The 19561-nt window shown below is 59.3% G+C and carries 21 protein-coding genes; 13 read left to right on the top strand and 8 right to left on the bottom strand.

Features of this window, described 5'->3' with window-relative positions; all coding sequences use genetic code 11:
- Positions 1–358: 358 nt before the first annotated feature.
- Together F3I15_RS09850 and F3I15_RS09845 are read right to left on the bottom strand one after the other, a co-directional pair.
- Positions 359–1729, bottom strand: a complete 1371-nt coding sequence (locus tag F3I15_RS09850) for an amidohydrolase (RefSeq protein WP_150017747.1) — start codon at positions 1727–1729, stop codon at positions 359–361.
- 89 nt (positions 1730–1818) lie between these two features.
- Positions 1819–2679 (bottom strand): LysR family transcriptional regulator, encoded by an 861-nt coding sequence (locus F3I15_RS09845; RefSeq protein WP_150017745.1) that lies wholly within the window; start codon positions 2677–2679, stop codon positions 1819–1821.
- An 87-nt stretch (positions 2680–2766) separates the two neighbouring features.
- Here F3I15_RS09845 and F3I15_RS09840 point away from each other — a divergent pair, with 87 nt between their 5' ends.
- The 5 genes from F3I15_RS09840 (at position 2767) to F3I15_RS09820 (ending at position 8246) form a co-directional block, all read left to right on the top strand.
- Positions 2767–3939: a cyanate transporter gene (locus F3I15_RS09840; protein ID WP_150017743.1), complete on the top strand. Its 1173-nt coding sequence runs from the start codon at positions 2767–2769 to the stop codon at positions 3937–3939.
- 217 nt (positions 3940–4156) lie between these two features.
- Positions 4157–5806: an L-lactate permease gene (gene lldP, locus F3I15_RS09835; protein ID WP_150017741.1), complete on the top strand. Its 1650-nt coding sequence runs from the start codon at positions 4157–4159 to the stop codon at positions 5804–5806.
- Positions 5803–6567 carry a transcriptional regulator LldR gene (gene lldR / locus F3I15_RS09830; RefSeq protein WP_223810701.1) on the top strand — a complete coding sequence of 255 codons (765 nt, stop codon included), beginning with the start codon at positions 5803–5805 and terminating at the stop codon, positions 6565–6567. Before lldP ends, lldR begins: the two co-directional genes overlap by 4 nt.
- Positions 6567–7757 (top strand): FMN-dependent L-lactate dehydrogenase LldD, encoded by a 1191-nt coding sequence (gene lldD / locus F3I15_RS09825; protein ID WP_071668602.1) that lies wholly within the window; start codon positions 6567–6569, stop codon positions 7755–7757. The genes lldR and lldD overlap by 1 nt, the downstream gene beginning before the upstream one ends.
- 60 nt (positions 7758–7817) lie before the next feature.
- Positions 7818–8246 carry an OsmC family protein gene (locus tag F3I15_RS09820; protein WP_150017739.1) on the top strand — a complete coding sequence of 143 codons (429 nt, stop codon included), beginning with the start codon at positions 7818–7820 and terminating at the stop codon, positions 8244–8246.
- A gap of 64 nt (positions 8247–8310) precedes the next feature.
- Here F3I15_RS09820 and F3I15_RS09815 read toward each other — a convergent pair whose 3' ends face one another.
- Both F3I15_RS09815 and F3I15_RS18215 read right to left on the bottom strand, forming a co-directional pair.
- The gene (locus tag F3I15_RS09815; protein WP_039382924.1) at positions 8311–8550 is read right to left on the bottom strand and encodes a hypothetical protein; all 240 of its coding nucleotides are present in this window, start codon (positions 8548–8550) and stop codon (positions 8311–8313) included.
- A 111-nt stretch (positions 8551–8661) separates the two neighbouring features.
- Complete coding sequence (locus F3I15_RS18215) at positions 8662–8832, bottom strand: hypothetical protein (RefSeq protein WP_190314986.1); 171 nt, start codon at positions 8830–8832, stop codon at positions 8662–8664.
- A gap of 213 nt (positions 8833–9045) precedes the next feature.
- Between F3I15_RS18215 and F3I15_RS09810 the strand changes: the two genes are divergently transcribed.
- The 5 genes from F3I15_RS09810 to F3I15_RS09790 all read left to right on the top strand — a co-directional run bounded on the left by F3I15_RS09810 (position 9046) and on the right by F3I15_RS09790 (position 12954).
- Entirely contained in the window at positions 9046–9228 is a 183-nt protein-coding gene (locus F3I15_RS09810) for a hypothetical protein (protein WP_039382925.1), read from the top strand.
- 246 nt (positions 9229–9474) lie between these two features.
- Positions 9475–9783 carry a PTS sugar transporter subunit IIB gene (locus tag F3I15_RS09805; protein WP_150017737.1) on the top strand — a complete coding sequence of 103 codons (309 nt, stop codon included), beginning with the start codon at positions 9475–9477 and terminating at the stop codon, positions 9781–9783.
- An 88-nt stretch (positions 9784–9871) separates the two neighbouring features.
- Positions 9872–11188, top strand: a complete 1317-nt coding sequence (locus tag F3I15_RS09800; RefSeq protein WP_150017735.1) for a PTS sugar transporter subunit IIC — start codon at positions 9872–9874, stop codon at positions 11186–11188.
- Positions 11188–11505, top strand: a complete 318-nt coding sequence (locus F3I15_RS09795) for a PTS lactose/cellobiose transporter subunit IIA (protein WP_150017733.1) — start codon at positions 11188–11190, stop codon at positions 11503–11505. The genes F3I15_RS09800 and F3I15_RS09795 overlap by 1 nt, the downstream gene beginning before the upstream one ends.
- 9 nt (positions 11506–11514) lie before the next feature.
- On the top strand, positions 11515–12954 hold the full coding sequence (locus tag F3I15_RS09790) for a glycoside hydrolase family 1 protein (protein ID WP_150017731.1): 1440 nt from the start codon (positions 11515–11517) through the stop codon (positions 12952–12954).
- Here the strand turns inward: F3I15_RS09790 and F3I15_RS09785 are convergent.
- Both F3I15_RS09785 and F3I15_RS09780 read right to left on the bottom strand, forming a co-directional pair.
- Positions 12948–13970, bottom strand: a complete 1023-nt coding sequence (locus tag F3I15_RS09785; protein ID WP_150017729.1) for a LacI family DNA-binding transcriptional regulator — start codon at positions 13968–13970, stop codon at positions 12948–12950. The two genes, F3I15_RS09790 and F3I15_RS09785, sit on opposite strands and share 7 nt — an antisense overlap.
- A 91-nt stretch (positions 13971–14061) precedes the next feature.
- Positions 14062–14709 (bottom strand): CPBP family intramembrane glutamic endopeptidase, encoded by a 648-nt coding sequence (locus tag F3I15_RS09780; RefSeq protein WP_150017727.1) that lies wholly within the window; start codon positions 14707–14709, stop codon positions 14062–14064.
- 37 nt (positions 14710–14746) lie between these two features.
- Between F3I15_RS09780 and F3I15_RS09775 the strand changes: the two genes are divergently transcribed.
- The 3 genes from F3I15_RS09775 to F3I15_RS09765 all read left to right on the top strand — a co-directional run bounded on the left by F3I15_RS09775 (position 14747) and on the right by F3I15_RS09765 (position 15927).
- Positions 14747–15049 carry a hypothetical protein gene (locus F3I15_RS09775; protein WP_150017725.1) on the top strand — a complete coding sequence of 101 codons (303 nt, stop codon included), beginning with the start codon at positions 14747–14749 and terminating at the stop codon, positions 15047–15049.
- 94 nt (positions 15050–15143) lie between these two features.
- The gene (locus tag F3I15_RS09770; RefSeq protein ID WP_150017723.1) at positions 15144–15443 is read left to right on the top strand and encodes an I78 family peptidase inhibitor; all 300 of its coding nucleotides are present in this window, start codon (positions 15144–15146) and stop codon (positions 15441–15443) included.
- Positions 15444–15612: 169 nt separating this feature from the next.
- Entirely contained in the window at positions 15613–15927 is a 315-nt protein-coding gene (locus F3I15_RS09765; protein ID WP_150017721.1) for a hypothetical protein, read from the top strand.
- 8 nt (positions 15928–15935) lie between these two features.
- Here F3I15_RS09765 and F3I15_RS09760 read toward each other — a convergent pair whose 3' ends face one another.
- Both F3I15_RS09760 and F3I15_RS09755 read right to left on the bottom strand, forming a co-directional pair.
- Complete coding sequence (locus F3I15_RS09760) at positions 15936–16190, bottom strand: biofilm development regulator YmgB/AriR family protein (protein ID WP_094112121.1); 255 nt, start codon at positions 16188–16190, stop codon at positions 15936–15938.
- A gap of 152 nt (positions 16191–16342) precedes the next feature.
- The gene (locus F3I15_RS09755) at positions 16343–19435 is read right to left on the bottom strand and encodes a beta-galactosidase (protein ID WP_150017719.1); all 3093 of its coding nucleotides are present in this window, start codon (positions 19433–19435) and stop codon (positions 16343–16345) included.
- Positions 19436–19561 lie beyond the last annotated feature (126 nt).

The raw sequence follows: 19561 nt of genomic DNA, 5'->3' as shown, positions 1-19561 counted from the left end.
GGGGAAGCGCCATCCGGGTCCGCCGAGGGAGGGCACGGTTCCGGGATGAGCCGACAGGACGTCGGCGAAAGGGCGCGGTGAGCAGGAGCGAATGGCGCCCGGTCTCAGGGAAGCGGGCGTGAGCGAGGGAACCGCGCAGCGGCGGACGGGGCTGGCGCAGGGCCGGGGAGTGCAGAGGACGCGGCCAGGCGTCCTCTGCCCGGTCGCCGCGCCGGGACACAGGCTGCTGCCGCAGCTGACGGCGAACGGAACCGGCGCCATACCCCGTGGCGAACGGAACCGGCATCAATGCCAGCCCCGCCGCGCCGGCGCCATGCCCCGTGGCGAACGAAACCGGCGCTTAACCCGTAACCGGCGCTTAACCAGCAAAAAACACCACTTTGCCCCGCTGAAAGGTGGCCTGCACCGGCGCAATCCGCGCCACGGCTTCAGCAGAGCAGCTGGCTGACACCAGCATCATACTGGCTTCATCCTGCAGCGCAGGCCACTGCCGCACGCCCTGATTAGAGAGCGGCAGAATACCCCCGGTTGCAATATGCAGCGCGCGGCTTAGCCCGTACTCATCAGAGCCGCGGTAAAGCTGAGCATAAAGATTCGCTTTTTCCAGCATGCTGCCGGTGCCAAAAGGGGACCAGTGATCGACCACACTGTCAGTGCCGGTCATGACGTTGACGCCTGCTGCCTGCAGCTGCGGCAGCGGCATGGTCAGTCTGCCGATCGGAATGGTGGACGCCAGGCTAATCTGCTGCTCCGCCATGCCCGCAATCATCCGATCCAGCGCACTTCCCTCCAGCGTGGCCAGTGCAAAGCCGTGGCTCAGCGTTACGCGTCCTTTAAGCTGTGGATGACGGGCAACGGTATCAATCATGTACTGAATAGCCGCTACGCCCGCTGCGCTGGTCTCGTGCAGATGAATATCCACGCCGCGCTGAAAGTCGAGCGCTATCTGAAACATTGCATCAAGCGACGCTTCCATTGCGCCATCAACGCTGGTCGGATCGAGGCCGCCCACATGCGTGACGCCTGGCTGCATCGCCTCGCGCATCAGCCGATCAACCTTAGAGTGCAGCAGGCCGTGTTGCGGAAAGGCGACAATCCCGCAGCGGAAATCGGGATGCTGCGCCAGCGCCTGCTGCAGGTGCGCCAGGCTCTGCAGGCCGCTGACCGGATCGATGTTGCAGTGGCTGCGCGCTTCGGTAGTGCCTTTGCTCTGCAGCAGGGCAATCAGTGCTTCGGCCCGCGCCTGTGAAGTGGGGAGCAGCTGCGGGATTAGCACCTCTTCCCGGGCAATCATATCCATAATGGTTTTGCCCTGACGCGGGCGCGGAGCCTGCCACGGGCCGCCATAAAACGTCTTATCGAGATGGATATGCATATCGCGGGTGCGGGGCAGCAGCAGCGCGCCCTGTGCATCCCACTGCGGCAGCGCAGCGTTACGTGGTGTACTGGCTGGCTCAATCGCGACAAACAGCCCCTCTTTAATCGTGAGGTTATAGTACGCGGTGCGGGTGGCAATCACCTCGCCGCCTTCGCGTTCAAACGCCTCTTCAAGGCGCACGTTGCAGAGCTGATAGTGGGCAGCGTCAGGCGGGGGTACCGCGGTCTGACAGGCTGGAAAGGCGGGTAACGGCGCGGCGCGACTCATACCGGCAGCCAGCAGGCTTCCGGCGGCGGTCAGACGAACGCCCTGGCTGAGAAAAGAACGACGGCTGGCAGAGGTAACGGGCATAGAAGGCTCCGGATCGCAGGGAAAATCCTAATCTGACAAATCTGCCGCGCCGCCGCTGCGATATTTGCCACTGCCCGGCAGTGGAAAAATCACTGCCACTGCAGATGGCAGAACTCAGCCAGCGCCTGCGCCAGCGTCTGCTGCAGCGCATCCTGCGGCAGTCGGCAGAACAGCGCCAGCTCAAAATGCGTAACCGGCGGCAGGCCCTCGGCGACGCCCAGCACGCGATGGCCGGGAAGACGGCAGCTGGCGGGCAGCAGCGTCAGGCCCAGTCCGGCTTCGCTGGCGCTGGCGAGCGCCGCCAGGCTGGCGCTGCTGTAGCTGATGCGCCAGCTGCGCGCCAGCTGGTCCAGCGCCTGACACATCTCCTCCCGGTAGAGCCCCTGCTGCGGAAACACCACCAGCGGCACCGGCGCGCGGGTAAAACAGGGATGAGCCTGGCTATCGAGCCAGAGCAGCGGTTCAGGACGCGAGGCGAGGGGGCGCTCGCCGCCGGGCTGCTTGATGAGCATGATATCCAGCTCTTCGCGCAGCCATGCACGGTGCAGATCAACATACATGCCGCTCATGACATCAAGACGCAGCTGCGGATGCGCCCGACTGAAATCCGCCAGCAGCCCGGCGGTCGGTGCTGCAAAATCCTCCGGTACGCCAAGCCGCAGAACGCCATCTCGCCAGGTATCGCCCATGACATCCCACGCTTCACCGTTGAGCGTAATGATGCGGCGCGCGTAGGCCAGCATCTTTTCACCCTCTTCGGTCAGCGTAACCTGATGTGAGGTGCGTACCAGCAGTGCTTTGCCAAGCATCTTTTCCAGCCGGCGCACCTGCTGGCTGACGGTGGACTGAGAAAGATGAACCCGCCCGGCGGCACGGGTAAAGCTGGCGGTTTCGCATACGGCAACAAAGCTCAGCAGCTGCTGAGGCGTGAACATAGGCTGGCGATTCATTTTTCCACTGTTCGCTATGGCATTATTTTATTTCCCAATAGTAATCGCTGCTGCGATGCTGGCAACCTTTTCACACTGAGAGTGTTTATGAACAGAAACTCCCTGTGGCTGACGCTGGCCGCCCTGATCCTGGCCGGGCTGAATATGCGTCCGCTGCTGACGTCAGTCAGCCCGCTGCTCGGTCAGCTGCGCCGGGCGATCGGCCTGTCACCGCTGGTGGCGTCGCTGCTGCCGGCGGTGCCGATGATCATGATGGGCGCGGTGGCGCTGCTGAGCGCATCGCTTTTGCAGCGTATTACGCTGCAGCGCCTGCTGCAGGCAGGATTGCTGCTTCTGCTGCTGGCGCTGCTGGCGCGTGCGGCTACCGGCAGCGGCAGCGGGCTGGTCGCCAGCGCACTGGTTGCGGGTCTCGGTGCTGGCGTGGTGCAGATGGCGATGCCGGGTGTGATTCGCCAGCGTTTTGCACAGCGCAGCGCTGCCGTAACCGGGCTGTGGGCGGGCGCACTGATGGGCGGCGGCGGGGTGGCGGCGGCGCTGACGCCCTGGATCAGCACCAGAATTGGCTGGGCGCTGGCGCTAAGCAGCTGGGCCTTACCGGCACTGCTGGCTCTGCTGCTCTGGCTGCGGGTAAGGCTGCCAGCGACGACGGCGCAGCCGGCTCCGGCGTTGCCCCCGCTGTGGCGCATGCCGCGCGCCTGGTCGCTGGCGCTCAGCTTTGGCCTGGTAAACGGCGGCTACGCCACCTGCGTGGCGTGGCTCCCGGACGCGTATCAGCAGGCCGGCTGGAGTGAACAGGCGGGCGGTTCACTGCTTGGCGTGATGATCCTGTGTCAGGTTATCGGTGCGCTGCTGATGCCGCTGCTGGCCCGCCGCACCGACCGGCGTCCGCCGCTGATTTTCAGCCTGCTCTGTCAGCTGGCGGGTATGGCGGGCCTGCTGGTTGCGCCGCAGTTCGCCCCCTGGTGCTGGGCCGCAGTGGCCGGGTTTGGTCTTGGTGCCGCGTTTCCGCTGACGATAGTGCTGGCACTTGATCATCTGCCACACCCGCAGACGGGCGCGCGCCTGGTGGCATTTATGCAGGGCGCCGGGTTTATCATTGCCGGCTGCATGCCGTTTGTCGCCGGCCAGCTGCAGGCGTTCAGCGGCAGCTTCTCCAGCGTCTGGCTGATGCAGGGCACAATTACGCTGGGCCTGATTGCGCTGAACCTGCGTTTTCATCCGCACAGCTATAGCGGAGCATTTACGCATGTCTCACGCTGATTGGTCCTACCAAAAGCGTTAAAACCCTTTTGTCGGGTCACACTGCTGCAAAATTCTCCCGCAATGCGTTGCTTTCAGTTAACAACGCATTAACTATCTGACGCCATAAGCCCGGTTTACTGAATGCGGTCCGACCACTTTCAGCGCGTCACGGGCACTGTCGCACGGTGCATGTTCTGCTGCACCGTGCCGGTCTGGATACTCTGGAGAAAACGGCATGCAGGTATGGCAGCAAAACTATGACCCGCTTAATAATCTGTGGCTATCCAGCCTGGTCGCAGTGGTCCCGATTGTTTTTTTCTTTTTTGCGCTGATTAAACTCAAGCTTAAAGGCTACCAGGCGGGCACAGCGACCGTTGTGCTGGCGCTGCTGGTGGCACTGCTGCTGTATGGCATGCCGGTGGGGCAGGCGCTGGCGTCGGCGGTGTATGGTTTTTTCTATGGCCTGTGGCCGATCGCCTGGATCATCATTGCCGCCGTGTTTGTATATAAGATCTCGGTTAAAACCGGCCAGTTTGACATTATCCGCGCGTCGATCCTGTCGATCACGCCGGATCAGCGTCTGCAGATGCTGATCGTTGGCTTTGCCTTTGGCGCGTTCCTGGAAGGGGCTGCAGGATTTGGTGCCCCGGTGGCGATTACCGCTGCGCTGCTGGTCGGGCTGGGCTTTAAACCGCTCTATGCAGCGGGCCTCTGTTTGATTGTCAATACCGCACCGGTGGCGTTTGGCGCGATGGGGATTCCGATTATTGTGGCCGGTCAGGTTACCGGACTGGACAGCTTTCAGATTGGCCAGATGGCCGGGCGGCAGCTGCCGTTTCTGACGCTGATTGTGCTGTTCTGGATCATGGCGATTATGGATGGCTGGCGCGGGGTGAAAGAGACCTGGCCGGCGGTGATGGTGGCGGGAGGATCGTTCGCCATTGCTCAGTTCCTGAGTTCCAACTTTCTCGGGCCGGAGCTGCCCGATATTATCTCATCGCTTGCTTCATTGATCTGTCTGACACTGTTTTTACGCCGCTGGCAGCCGGTCCGCATATTCCGTTTTGAAGAGCGCGATGCAGCTGACGCCATGCCCGGGGCGCAGCGCTATACGCTGGCGCAGATTGTGCGCGCCTGGATGCCGTTCCTGTTCCTTACTGCGACGGTGACGCTGTGGAGCATTCCGCCGTTCAAGGCGCTGTTTGCCAAAGGCGGCGCGCTCTATGACTGGGTCTTTACCGTGCCGGTACCGCTGCTGCATGAGCTGGTGGCGCGGATGCCGCCGGTGGTAAGTCAGGCCACGCCGTACGCTGCGCTGTTTAAATTTGATGTGGTTTCAGCAACCGGCACGGCGATTCTGGTTGCGGCGCTGCTGTCGATCCTCTGGCTGCGGATGAAACCGCGCGCGGCGCTGCAGACGTTCGCAGAAACGCTGAAAGAGCTGGCGCTGCCAATCTACTCTATCGGCATGGTTCTGGCGTTTGCCTTTATCTCTAACTACTCCGGTCTTTCTGCTACGCTGGCGCTGGCGCTGGCGCACACCGGGCAGGCGTTTACCTTTTTCTCACCGTTTCTCGGCTGGCTGGGCGTGTTTCTGACCGGATCGGACACCTCCTCTAACGCGCTGTTTGCCGCCCTGCAGGCGACCACGGCTCAGCAGATCGGCGTATCCGATATTCTGCTGGTGGCCGCCAATACCACCGGCGGCGTAACCGGCAAGATGATATCGCCGCAGTCGATTGCGATCGCCTGCGCGGCGGTCGGGCTGGTGGGGAAAGAGTCCGATTTGTTCCGCTTTACCGTGAAACACAGCCTGATATTTACCTGTATGGTCGGGGTGATCACCACGCTGCAGGCCTACGTGCTGACGTGGATGATCCCGTGAGCGCGCCGCTGCGCGAACGTCTCAGCGCCTGGATCAGCGCGCAGCAGCTGACGCCCGGCATGCGGCTGCCGGGCGAGCGCCAGCTGGCGGCGCTGCTGGGCGTTTCGCGATCCTCCCTGCGCGAGGCGATTCAGCAGCTGATTAACAGCGGCGTGCTGATCAGCAAACGCGGCGGCGGCACCTGGCTGTGCCAGCCGCCGGAGCCCTGGTCAGAACAGCGTATCGTCGAGCCGATGCGCCAGCTGCTGGCGGCCGATCCCGACTACCGCTGGGATATTCTGGAGGCGCGTCACGCTATCGAGGCCAGCACCGCCTGGCACGCTGCGCTGCGCGCAACGGAAGCGGATAAAGAAAAACTGCGCTACGCCTTTGATGCGCTGCTGCGGCTGAACGACTGCGGCGATCCCGATCTCGCCGCGCAGGCCGATCTGCGTTTTCATCTCGCCATCGCAGAGGCTTCACACAATCTGGTCTTACTGCAGACCATGCGCGGCTTTTTCGATTTGCTGCAGTCATCGGTACTGCACAGCCGTCAGCGCATGTATACCCAGCCGGTGATTTTTAACCGCCTTAATGAGCAGCATCAGGCGATGTTTGATGCGGTGATGGCAGGCGATGCCGCCGCCGCGCGTCAGGCGGCGATGGATCACCTCGGCTTTGTCCATACCACGATGAAAACGCTGCATGAAGATGAAGCGCGTCAGGCGCGCATCACCCGCCTGCCGGGTGAAACGGCAGCGACCCGTAAGGAGAACACCTGATGATTATTTCTGCTGCCAGTGACTATCGCGCCGCAGCGCAGCGCATTTTGCCTCCGTTCCTGTTTCACTATCTTGATGGTGGTGCTTACGCTGAGCATACGCTGCGGCGCAACGTGGCCGATCTCTCTGACGTCGCGCTGCGTCAGCGGGTGCTGAAAAATATGTCCGCGCTGAGTCTGGAAACCCGGCTGTTTAATGAGACGCTGGCGATGCCGGTGGCGCTGGCGCCGGTGGGGCTGTGCGGCATGTATGCGCGCCGGGGGGAGGTACAGGCGGCGCGGGCGGCGGCACAGAAGGGGATCCCCTTTACCCTCTCTACCGTCTCGCTCTGTCCTATCGAAGAGGTGGCGCCAGCCATCAACCGGCCGATGTGGTTTCAGCTCTATGTACTGCGCGATCGCGGATTTATGCGTAACGCCCTGGAGCGCGCCAAAGCGGCCGGCTGCACCACGCTGGTGTTTACGGTCGATATGCCCACGCCGGGGGCGCGCTATCGCGATGCACACTCCGGCATGAGCGGGCCGCACGCCGCGCTGCGCCGCTACTGGCAGGCAGCAACCCACCCGCAGTGGGCGTGGGACGTCGGGCTGCACGGCCGGCCTCACGATCTGGGCAACATTTCAGCTTATCTCGGCAAGCCCACCGGTCTGGAGGATTACATTGGCTGGCTGGCTAACAACTTCGATCCCTCTATCTCCTGGCAGGATCTGGAGTGGATCCGTGATTTCTGGGAGGGGCCGATGGTGATTAAAGGCATCCTGGATGCGGAGGATGCGCGCGATGCGGTGCGCTTTGGCGCTGACGGCATCGTGGTCTCCAACCACGGCGGACGGCAGCTCGATGGCGTGCTCTCGTCAGCGCGTGCGCTGCCGGCCATCGCCGATGCGGTTAAAGGTGATATCACCATTCTGGCAGACAGCGGCATTCGCAGCGGTCTGGATGTGGTGCGCATGCTGGCGCTCGGTGCCGACAGCGTGCTGCTGGGACGCGCCTTTATCTATGCGCTGGCGACGCACGGGCAGCGCGGCGTGGAGAATCTGCTGACGCTGATTGAAAAAGAGATGCGGGTCGCGATGACGCTGACCGGCGCAAAATCGATCGCGGATATCACACAGGATTCGCTGGTGCAGGCTAACGCCCTGCTGAGCGAGGCGGGTTTACAGCCCGCGCGTCCGCGCGCGGTGCGCTGAGCCAGGCAAAACAGAGCGGGTTGTCTATACTCAGTGCTGTCCACTAACAGGAGGAATGACATGACCATTCACAAGAAAGGATCGGCCCATTGGGAAGGTGACATCAAAGGTAAAGGTACCGTCAGCACAGAGAGTGGCGTACTGAATCAGCAGCCGTATGGTTTTAATACGCGCTTTGAAGGCGAGAAAGGGACCAACCCGGAAGAGCTGATTGGTGCCGCACACGCTGCCTGTTTCTCCATGGCGCTGTCGCTGATGCTGGGCAACGCCGGCCATAAGCCGGAGAGCATCGACACCACCGCCGATGTCTCGCTGGACAAAAAAGGCGAAGGCTTTGCCATCACTAAAGTGGCACTGACCAGCACTGTGTCGCTGCCGGGCGTGGATAAAGATGCCTTTGACGAGATTATTCAGAAAGCGAAAGCAGGCTGCCCGGTATCGCAGCTGCTGAATGCGGAAATCACGCTGGATTACACGCTGAATAACTGATTGCGTCACGCGCAACGGTTAATGTTTTAACGATGCGCCTGTGGGCGCATCGTTGTTTCTGCACTCAGGCATACTCTGCATCATGCAGCGCTTCGCGTACGTTACGCAGGCTGCTGCGCGCAATACGATACGCCTTGCGCGGATCGCCCGCCACAAACTCAAACGTGGGTGAATAGTAGAAGGGAAGCCAGCCATCGAAGCCATTTTCCCACTCCCAGCGCACCGGGCAGGGCCAGAGGATACCGTCATACAAAATGTAATAAACCCAGCGTCCGGCAGGACGGCGGGGGCGCGATTTCTTCATGGGATTCACAACGATGATAGTGTAAAACAGCTTATATTTTGAACCTTATTGCCAGCGCTTGCAATGGCGACTGGCTAAAATGTGAGCAGTATAGTAAATCCTGGCCTCAATTCAGCGATGAACCTCGCCACACAGCAAGACCACGTTGGGACGGACTTTATAGATGCGATTGGCCATGGTTTCACAGGCCGCTTTTGTCGGATAAATACGCTCTGATACCGGCAACGCGTCACAGGCATCGTGCCCGCAGGCACTCACTAATAAAACAAAACCAATCAGCATAACCGGGCTCCTTTAACACCTTCGCGCTGGTACGGAATGTGTGGCTGTGTGTTCCCTTTTTTGATCCAGTATAGACAATTGGCTCACAGGTCAATGAACACCCCGAGCGGCTTTTTTATCCGAACGGTCTGCCAGCAGCGCGCTGCGCATCCAAACCCGGCATAATCCAGGCTAAACTGTGCAGCTGACCCCTTTTAAACGAGTGAGAAAAGCATGTCTGATATTGCCCATCCTGCCAGCAGTCCAAAACAGGCTGCCCTGCAGCTGGTTATCGAGCTGGTCCGTGCCGGAAAATTAAGCCCTCTGCATGGCGATGCGTCAAATATGATCTCCATTTATGAGCAGTTCAAGAGTCACTTTGAAGCGGATAAACATAAAGATTCTGCTATCTCCTGACAAACTCAGCCGTCCGGCACGTTCTGCTGCAGCGAACCAACGCTGCGGCACCGGCCAGACGGCTGTTTCATACGATTATGCCCCTGGCCCTGTATAATCACTCTCCTGCACTATTTCTCTGCCAGTTAATTTATCCGGATTGAGTTTTGATATTTCTCACACTTTCTGTATCCAGATCTGAAACCGGTTGCAGAAAATCTTCTGGCTGTGTATTCGTTAATTAAACATCATTCAAAGGAAACGATCATGCCAAAGATTTTACTGTGCTGTGCCGCCGGAATGTCCACCAGCATGGTGGTGCAGAAAATGGAAAAAGCGGCAAAAGAGCAGGGTGTTGATGTTGAGATAAAAGCCGTAGGTATAGAGGAGTTTAATGAAGAAATTCAGGGTGTTGATTGCTGCCTGCTGGGCCCGCAGATCAAATATAAACTGGCTGATTTCGCTCCAATAGCCCAGCAGCTTAATAAGCCTATCGCCGTCATAAATAGCATGGATTACGGCATGATGAACGGCGAGAAAATATTAGCCGATTCATTAAAGCTGATTCACGCCTGAAAATAACGCCCGCACTCAAATAATTCTTACGCCTGCGCAGCTGCTGCGCAGGTTAATTCTCTTGTTGCCTGTCGCAAGGAGCTTGCTCATGAGCAGCATCAGTGAATCTTTATTTGGCGTCATTGAAAACCGTATCAGTCCATTCGCCGGACGCCTCTCCAGCCAGCGTCACGTTATCGCGATCCGCGATGGCTTTATCGCTTCTATGCCGTTTCTGATTGTCGGCTCGTTTATGCTGCTGTTTGCTCATCCGCCATTCTCTGCCGACAGTTCATGGGCTTTCGCACAGTGGTGGCTGGGTATGGTGCAGGCGCATGAAGCGCAGATCATGATGCCCTACAATATGACAATGGGCATTATGGCGCTCTACATCGCCAGCGCTATCGCCTATAACCTGGCCACCAGCTACAAAATGAATGGTTTTATGGCGGCGAGCCTGTCGCTGATGGCTTTTCTGGTGGTGGCCGCTCCCCAGAGTGATAAGACACTGCCGGTAGGCTCGCTGGGCGGGGAAGGGATCTTCACCGCGATTCTGGTGGCGCTGTTCGCCACGGAAATGATGCATTTCCTGCAGAAACACCATATCGGCTTTAAGCTGCCCGAGCAGGTTCCGCCGAAAATCCGCCAGTCGTTCGATCTGCTGATCCCAATTGTCGCCATTTTCCTTACGCTGTTTCCGCTCAGCCTGTGGGTGCAGGCGCAGTTTGGCATGCTGCTGCCACAGGCGATTATGGCCATCTTCGCGCCGGTCATCTCCGCATCTGATTCACTGCCTGCAGTACTGATTGCGGTGCTTTTGTGCCATATGCTGTGGTTTGCCGGCATTCATGGTGCGGTGATCGTAGGAGGCATTCTGCAGGCGTTCTGGCTGACCAATCTCGGGCTGAATCAGCAGGCGCTGAACGCCGGTGAGCCGGTCATGCACGTGTTTATTGAACCTTTCTGGCAGTTTTTCATTGTGATAGGCGGATCGGGTTCCACTATGGGGCTGGTGCTGCTTTATCTGCGCAGCCGTTCAGCGCACCTGCGCTCAATTGGCAAACTGAGCATTGTGCCCAGCATGTTTAACATCAACGAGCCGGTGATATTTGGCTCACCGGTGGTGATGAACCCTATTCTGTTTATTCCGTTTCTGCTTGCGCCGCTGGTTAACGCTGTAATCGCCTGGACCGCCACCAAAACTAATCTGATTAATCATGTTATCTCACTGGCGCCGTGGACCACGCCCGCTCCGATTGGCGCCGCCTGGTCAACCGGCTGGGACTGGCGCGTGATCGTGCTGATTGCCGTGCTGGTGGCGATTGCCACGCTTATTTACTACCCGTTTTTCAGGATGTATGAGCGCCAGCTGCTGCAACAGGAGCAGGAGCAGGCCGCCGCGGCACAACTGGCTAAGGAGTCATAATGGAAATTGATGAAACCACGGTAATGGAGCTGATTATTCAGGCGGGAGAGGCGCGCTCCTGCGCCATGCAGGCGCTGCGTGCGGCGCGTAAGCAGGCGTGGAGTGAAGCGGACGCACAGCTCACGGCCGCCACGCAGGCGGCGAAAGCGGCGCACCGTATCCAGACCGAACTGATTGGTGCTGATGAGGGCTGCGGCAAAATTCCGGTCAATTTAATTATGGTACATGCCCAGGATCATCTGATGAACGCCATGCTCTGTCGCGAACTGGCAGAAGAGATCATTCAGCTGCGTCGTGAACTGGCGGCGCAACAGTAAGGAGCAGCTATGCAGCATCATAATCCCGGTGCGTTTCCGGATGGATTTCTCTGGGGCGCATCAACGTCGGCGTATCAGGTTGAAGGCGCATGGAATACGGATGGCAAAGGGCCGTCAGTCATCGACCACGCGCGCTTCAGCGATAACGTCACTGACTTTACCGTCTGCAGCGATCACTATCACCGCTTTAAAGAGGATATTGCGCTGCTGGCTGAAATGGGACTAAAAACCTATCGGTTTTCGATAGCCTGGAGTCGTCTTTATCCCGACGGCGACGGCGAGCTTAATCCGGCTGGCGTGGCGTTTTACCAGCAGCTGATTGATGAAATCTGCCGGCACGGCATTGAACCGCTGGTCACGCTCTACCATTTTGACCTGCCGTGGGCGCTGCAGCAGGCGGGCGGCTGGTCAAACCGTCGCACCGTCGCAGCGTTTGAGCGCTTTGCCGTCACCTGTTTTGAACACTATGGCAAGCAGGTAAAATACTGGCTGACCATCAATGAGCAGAACATGATGATCCTCAAGGGCGAGGTCATCGGCACGCTGGCAGAAGGCACCGAAGATGTGCAGCGCACCCTTTATCAGCAGAATCACCATATGATGCTGGCGCAGGCGCAGGCGATGATCGCCTGTCATCAGCGTCTGCCGGGCGCTAAAATTGGTCCGGCACCGAATATCTCCTGCGTTTACGCCGCCAGCTCACGGCCGGAGGATGTACTGGCCGCCGATAATTTTTCAGCCATTCGTAACTGGCTCTATCTCGATCTTGCGGTGCACGGACGTTACAACGCGGTAGTGTGGGCCTTTTTGCAGCAGCGTGGCTGGCTGCCGGAGATTGCGGCGGATGATATGGCGATCATTGCAGCGGGCAAACCCGATTTTATCGCGTTCAACTACTACGCCTCCGCTACCGTCAGCGCTGACCTGCCGGATGCGGCACGCGGTGAACTCAACAGTAAGCAGAAAGCGGATCAGCAGATGGCGGGCATCGACAGCACGGTGTATGTCGGCTGCAATAATCCGCATCTGGCGCAGAATCAGTTTGGCTGGTATATCGATCCGGTCGGCTTTCGCATCACCGCCCGCGAGATCTACGCGCGCTATGCGCTGCCGCTGATTGTCACGGAAAATGGCCTGGGCGCCTTTGATACGCTGGAGGCGGGCAACAAAGTACATGACGATTATCGTATCGCCTACCTGCGCGATCATCTGCGGCAGCTGCGGCTGGCGATTGCGGATGGCGTGGTGCTGTTTGGCTACTGCCCCTGGTCAGCGATCGATCTGGTCAGTACCCATCAGGGGATCGGTAAACGCTACGGCTTTATCTATGTAAACCGCGATGAGCATGACCTGAAAGATCTGGCGCGCTATCGTAAAAAGAGCTTTTTCTGGTATCAGCAGCTTATTGCCAGCAACGGCGCTACGCTCGACGACGCGGTCAGCTACTGATCGCGCCGCGCGGGTCCGTCAGCAACCGACGCGCGTTCAATCAGCCGCCCGCTAAAGGGCGGCAACACGCTGACCGGTTTCCCCTCCAGCATGGCGACCAGCTGCGCCAGCGTGTGCTGGATCATTTCAGCAACCGGCACATGTACCGTGGTCAGCGGCGGCAGAAAAAAGGCGGCCATATTGATGTCATCGAAACCCACCAGAGAGACATCCTGCGGCAGCCGTTTTCCAGCCTCGTGCAGCGCCAGTGCTGCGCCCATCGCCATATCGTCATTACTCGCCATCAGCGCGCTGAACGCGATCTGCGACGCCAGCAGCTGCTGCGTGGCCAGCTGACCGCTGAGCGAGGTCCATGCGCCCTGGATGACCCGGCCAGGCTCAAAAGGCAGCTGATGGGCTGCCAGCGCCTGCTGATAGCCAGCCAGCCGCGCGGCCGCGGTGGGCGAGCCCGGCAGGCCAGTAATAAACGCGATATCCTGATGCCCGCGCTGGATCAGATACCGCACGGCATCAAAGGTATTCTGCTGATGGGTGGCCCAGACGCAGTGTTCTGCATGCTGCGTCAGCTGCCGGTTCACCACCATAAACGGAATGGCGTGCTGCTCAATCAGCGCTTCCAGCGCGGCCGTATCCAGAAAGCGTGGATAGATAATGATCGCGTCGCAGCGCAGATCGAGCAGAAATTCAATGGCCGCCCGCTCATCGTCGGCGCTGGTCTTACCGTCAGCCAGAATCAGCTGCCGCCCGTAGTTATTGGTCAGGGTGGCGGTCTGGTAAAGCAGCTCGCTGAAGTAGGGGCCGTTGAACAGGGAGTGGGTGACAATCAGACCAATATTCTGTGACTTCTGCGTTGCCAGGCTGCGTGCCAGCAGGTTAGGACGATAGCCGGTCTCTTCGATCGCCTGAAACACTTTCTGCTGCGTCGCTTTACTGACGTAGCGCGTCCCCGCCAGCACGCGCGATACGGTGGCTTTAGAGACGCCGGCTTTCCGGGCCACATCCAGCATTGTAATCATTTTTCCGTCCCATCATCCCTTTACGTGTAAGCGTGATAGTAACTGAAAATGCGCGGCGGCAGAGGAGCGCTCAGGTAAACAGTGAAGCCGATCAGGCAAAGAACCAGGCGGGCAGTATCGCAATCAGATTATTCAGCGTATGCAGGAAGATAGGCAGGGCCAGGTTATTACTGCGCAGGCGTGCATAGCAGAGCAGCAGCGAAAAGAGCGTCAGCGCCACTAGCGTTTCCCAGTGTACATATTGCGTATGCAGCGCCGCAAACAGCAGCGACGTCAGCAGCATGCAGGCGAAGCGGCTGCGGGGCGCCCACAGCAGAAACGCCTGCAGCAGGAAGCCGCGAAACAGCACTTCTTCAAATACCGGCGCCAGCAGGACTGCCGTCAGCAGCAGGATCAGCATTGAGTTGCGCCCCTGCTGGCTCTGCTCAATCAGCCAGCCTTCCGGCTGTAAAAACTGCGTCTGAGCCACCATCAGCAGAAACAGGGCACCAATAAACAGCAGCGTCTGCAGAGGGCGCAGGGCTCCCAGCGGAATATCGTTGCGCCGCTGACAATAAAAGCGGTAGAGCGGATAGATCACGGCGAATTCAAACAGGCAGAGCACCGGCACCAGCAGGCCATCATTACGCAACGCACTATAGTTAGGAAAGAGCGTAATCAGCATCGTTACGAGGTAGTAGACAACAAAGCAGCCCGCGTAAAACAGGGTTAAGGTAACTTTGTCGGATTGAGTATCCATAGGCGACTCAGCGGGCAGGGGGAATGGCATAGTAGCAATGGCGCTGGGTGCTGTCGAGGTGCGCGATCTCAGATTTCAGTACCACCTGAGCTTTACAGTGAAAACCAGGCACGGCGGGCAGATACCCGACGGGTGTGCCTGGCCGTCACCGGCCAGCGCGTTAGCGAACGCGCACGGCGACAAACGTCATCAGAATGGCGCAGCCGATAAAAATCATGAGTTCCATAGTAAGCCTCCTCAGATGATTCTTAGAAATGATAGTTTTTTTCTGAGCAAAAGTGAGTCATTTAGTGCGATTAATCCTAAACTGGCCGCGGAAAATAGCCGTTTCCGGCGCTGAAACGGGCATTTTTTTCGGCCGGTAGCGTTCGTTTACGCGCCGTGCTTTGCTACTCTCAGAGGCGACGTTGTTATCTGTTCAGAAGGAGAGAGTTGTGACGCATTGTGGAAAAGTCCTGTTGCTAACGGCTGTCATGGCCTTGAGCGCCTGTCAGTCTGCCGGAAAAACCCGTAGCCAGGCTGCGGCCAGCGTGGACCCGGAAACCGATCAGTGCCGTGCATCGCAGTATCAGCACTTTATCGGCCAGCCGCTGACTGCGATCGGTAGCCAGAAATTTGCGGGTCCGGTACGCGCAATCCCCTGGAACGGTGCCGTCACCATGGACTTCAATCTGCACCGGCTCAATTTTATGGGCGATAAAGAAGGAAATATCACCCGCGTCTACTGCGGCTGACACCAGACGGACACATGACTGTCATCGGGTTGTCATGCCCGACGGCGAGGATACTCTGACAAACAGAGATCGCCTCGTCATATCAGACATGCACTGTTCGTCTTGTTTCTTCCCGCTGCGGCGGGAATTTTTTTAACGGGCAAACGCACGACGGCAACGAGAGGTGATAATGAGAAAAGTTTCAGGTTTTCTGCTGGCTGCGCTGCTCTCCCCGCTGGCGCATGCATCCGGCGAAGCCGCCTGGCAGCAAAATGAGCAGCAGGGCCGCCAGGCGTGTCTGCTGGCCAGTACGCTGGCGCAGGCGAAAATTGTGGGTAAGCCGGTACAGTTTGATGACCGCGCCGGTTATGACGCTCTGCTGCTGCAGGGGCGCTATCCGCAAAAACACATGAAAAATCGCACCGGACGTGAGCTCTGCCTCTATCATCGTCAGAGTGGCAGAGCCGTGGTCAGTGAGGCCGATCAGCTGCGGATAGCAAAATAAACAGTGGCTCAGGCGCCTGGCTCGCTGCTGCCCAGTAGCTGTGCCAGCAGCGTCCGGTAGCTCTGCAGACGCTGCTCATCGCCCTCAAACTCCAGCTTCTCAATGACCCGCGCCACAACCGCTTTACTGGTCGCAGGCTGCCCTTCGGCCATCAGTTCCCGCATAATAGCTGCCAGCAGATCGCTCTCATGCGGCAGGTGCCAGGCAGGCGTGTTGAAATAGTCGGTAATCGCCCGACTGGCGCTGTCAGGATAGGTTCTCATGGCTGACCTCCGCAGAGACAACATGGCGTGCCGCCAGAAGGCGGCAGCAACAGAACCTGAACGGCATGCCCGCAAACGTGGCCGCGCGTCTGGTTATTTTTTAAACATAGTTGCGCCCCTTAAGCTTGTCAGTAACGCTTCGTCATATTTTTTCACAATTGTTGATTGTCCTGATGCAGCGTCAGCGTCATCTGCCAGCGCTGCTGCGTCAGCAGAAACTCCGGACTGACGCTGGGGCTCCAGGAGTCATCGCCGCCGACTCCCATATGAAAACCATCAAGATGCAGCCAGCAGCCCGCCTCCGGTTGCAGCAGATGACGATGTGACGTATCGCGCAGCTGCTCAAGACTGTAGCGGCTGAGTGAAAAGGCAAAATCACCGCCGATCTGCCAGCTGCCGCTGTCGAGCTGACGGGTGCCGCAGCGCAAACCATTTTCCCCGGGGAAAACATAATTGGTGGTGAGATCGGCAAGCGGCAGCTGCCAGCGGGAGAACTGCGCTGCCAGCTGGCGATCCGGATAGTTTTCGTGAGGACCCAGACCCAGCCAGCTGACCTGCTCCGGCGAGTGCGCCAGCTGGCAGCGCCAGCCGATACGCGCCGGCGGTGGTAATCCGGCGGCCTGCTCCACCGTCAGGGAAAGCGTAACCTCACCGCGGGCGCTGATAAAGTAGCGCTGGTGCGTGGTAAAGCAGACCTGCTCCTGCGCGCGCCACTGATGCCAGCTTTCAATCTGTACCCCGTGCGCCAGGCTGTCGGCCTGCATCGCCAGCAGCTCCGGTTCAAGCTCTTCGTAGCCGGCGCGCCGCCAGCGCTCGACCCAGGCGTTGGGATCCACGCTGGCTGCTTCACTGGTGCCGATATCGTTGTCAATTGGCGCGCGGACAAAGCAGGGCTGCAGCGGTGTCAGCAGGGTCTGCTGCTCACCCACCAGCCACGCAGTCAGTTCACCGCTCAGGCGCGAGAAGCGCCAGCGCTGCTGCGCGATCGCCACTTCAATCTCCTCCGGCTGCATAAGCAGCTGCGGCGCACTGTCGCCGATCGCCGGCAGGCGCAGCGGCAGCGCGGCAGGCAGCTGCCACTGATCCCACGCCACGCGGGCATCAGCGTCGGACCAGGCGGTAGCTTCCGGCTGGTGCACCGTAACATTCAGCCACGCGGCACCCTGCAGGCCTGACGGCAGCGCAATCTCAATCTGCTGACTGCCCTGCGGCGCAATATCGAGCGGCACCGTGCCGGTCGCGACCGGCACGCCATCCTGCTCAATGCACCAGCGCAGCTGCTCGTTATCGCTGTGCCGGAACAGATATTCACTGGTAACGGTGATGCGGCCCGGCTGCGTGACGTCGTGCTCAAAGCGGAAAAACTGCTGCGCGCGCTGCGCCTCAAACAGGGCGGGGTGCGGCGAGCGGTCAGCATAGACCAGACCATTCATGCAGAACTGACGATCGTTAGGGGTGTCGCCAAAATCGCCGCCGTACGCCTGCCAGGCATTACCGCTGCTGTCGTAGCGCGTCAGGCTCTGATCGGCCCAGTCCCAGACAAAGCCGCCCTGCAGACGCGGAAATTCACGAAACGCCTGCCAGTATCTGGCAAAGCCGCCAAAGCTGTTCCCCATCGCGTGCGCATACTCACACAGAATCAGCGGGCGCTGTTCACCCGGCAGGCCAATCCATTTTTTCAGCGACCACTTGGGCACGGCCGGGAAGGGCTGATCCTGATCGACCCGCGCATACATCGGGCAGATAATATCGGTTGCATTGCTGTCTGCGCCGCCTCCCTCATACTGCACCGGACGCGTTGTGTCGCTGCTTTTAACCCAGCGGTAGAGGGCGTCATGCGTGCTGCCATGTCCGGATTCGTTACCCAGCGACCAGATAATAATGCAGGCATGGTTGCGGTCGCGCTGTACCATGCGCGTCACCCGCTCGCTGAAGGCGGCAAACCAGCGCGGATCGTCAGAGAGCCGGTTCATCGGCTGCATACCGTGCGTTTCAATATTTGCTTCATCCACCACATAGAGGCCGTAGCGATCGCACAGGCGATACCAGAGCGGATGGTTAGGGTAGTGGGCGCAGCGCACCGCATTGAAGTTATGCCGCTTCATCAGCACGATATCGCGGCGCATGCTGGCCTCATCCACCACCTGACCGCGTTCCGGATGGTGTTCATGGCGGTTAACGCCGCGAATCAGCAGCGGCTGACCATTCAGGCAGAGCTGGCCCTGCTCAATGCTGACGCGCCGGAACCCGATATCATACGCTTCCGCTTCCAGCACCTGATGCTGCGCATCCAGCAGGGTGACCACCGCGCGGTAAAGGTGGGGCGTCTCCGCGCTCCAGAGCCGTGGCTGACTCACCGGCAGCCGTAGCGTGGCCCGCTCCGGATAGCGTCCGCGCTCATCGATGATGGCGCTGCCGGGCGCCTGCTCCTGCGTGCCGACGCAGGTATCGCCCAGCCACAGCGAGACGCGAATATGGCAGCCTGCCAGCGCGGTCTGACTGGCATCAAGCTTGACGCTGACGCGCAAATCGCCCTGCGAATACTCCGGGCTGAGCGCGGTTTCAAGCTGGATATCCGCGAAGCGGACGTCAGGTTTATGCAGCAGCGTCACATCGCGGAAAATGCCGCTCATGCGCCACATATCCTGATCTTCCAGATAGCTGCCGTCACACCAGCGCAGCACCATCACCGCCAGGCGATTTTCGCCTGCCTGCAGCGCAGCGCTGAGGTCAAACTCCGCCGGCAGACGGCTGTCCTGAGAGTAGCCAAGCCAGTGTCCGTTACACCACACAAAGCAGGCCGAATTAACACCGTCAAAAATAATGCGCGTCTGGCCCCGCTGCAGCCACTGCTCATCAACGGTAAATGTGAGCGAATAGCAGCCAGTAGGGTTGGCCTGCGGCACAAACGGCGGATTAACCGGAATAGGGTACTGCACGTTGGTATAAACTGGCGCATCATAGCCGTACAGCTGCCAGTTAGCCGGTACCGGAAGCGCCGCAGCATCCGGCAGATCCTGCTGCAGCCAGCTCTCCGGCACCGCTTCAGGCTGGGTAAAATAGCTGAATTGCCAGTCACCGTTCAGCGACTGCAGGGAGGGCGACGGGCGATCATCGCGGGCGGCCTCTTCATCGCGCCAGCTGGCAAAGGGCGGATGGGTATCGAGACGGTGCAGGCTGGTGATAACCGGATTTTCCCAGTCGCGACGCGCCAGGATAGCCGCTAAAGAGAGCGCAGAAGTCATGATGATATCTCTGAAATTGTAATGCGCTCACATTGATGCAAATAGCATCAGCTGTAAAGCGTTGGTTGCTGAAACCGTGACAAAAAAGCAGAATCTGCAGCAGGCTGCCGGCAGCAGCAAAACGTT

Source organism: Pantoea sp. M_9 (genome assembly GCF_008631385.1).
Taxonomy (GTDB): Bacteria; Pseudomonadota; Gammaproteobacteria; order Enterobacterales; family Enterobacteriaceae; genus Pantoea; species Pantoea eucrina.
This window is presented reverse-complemented; position numbering and strand designations above follow the sequence as displayed.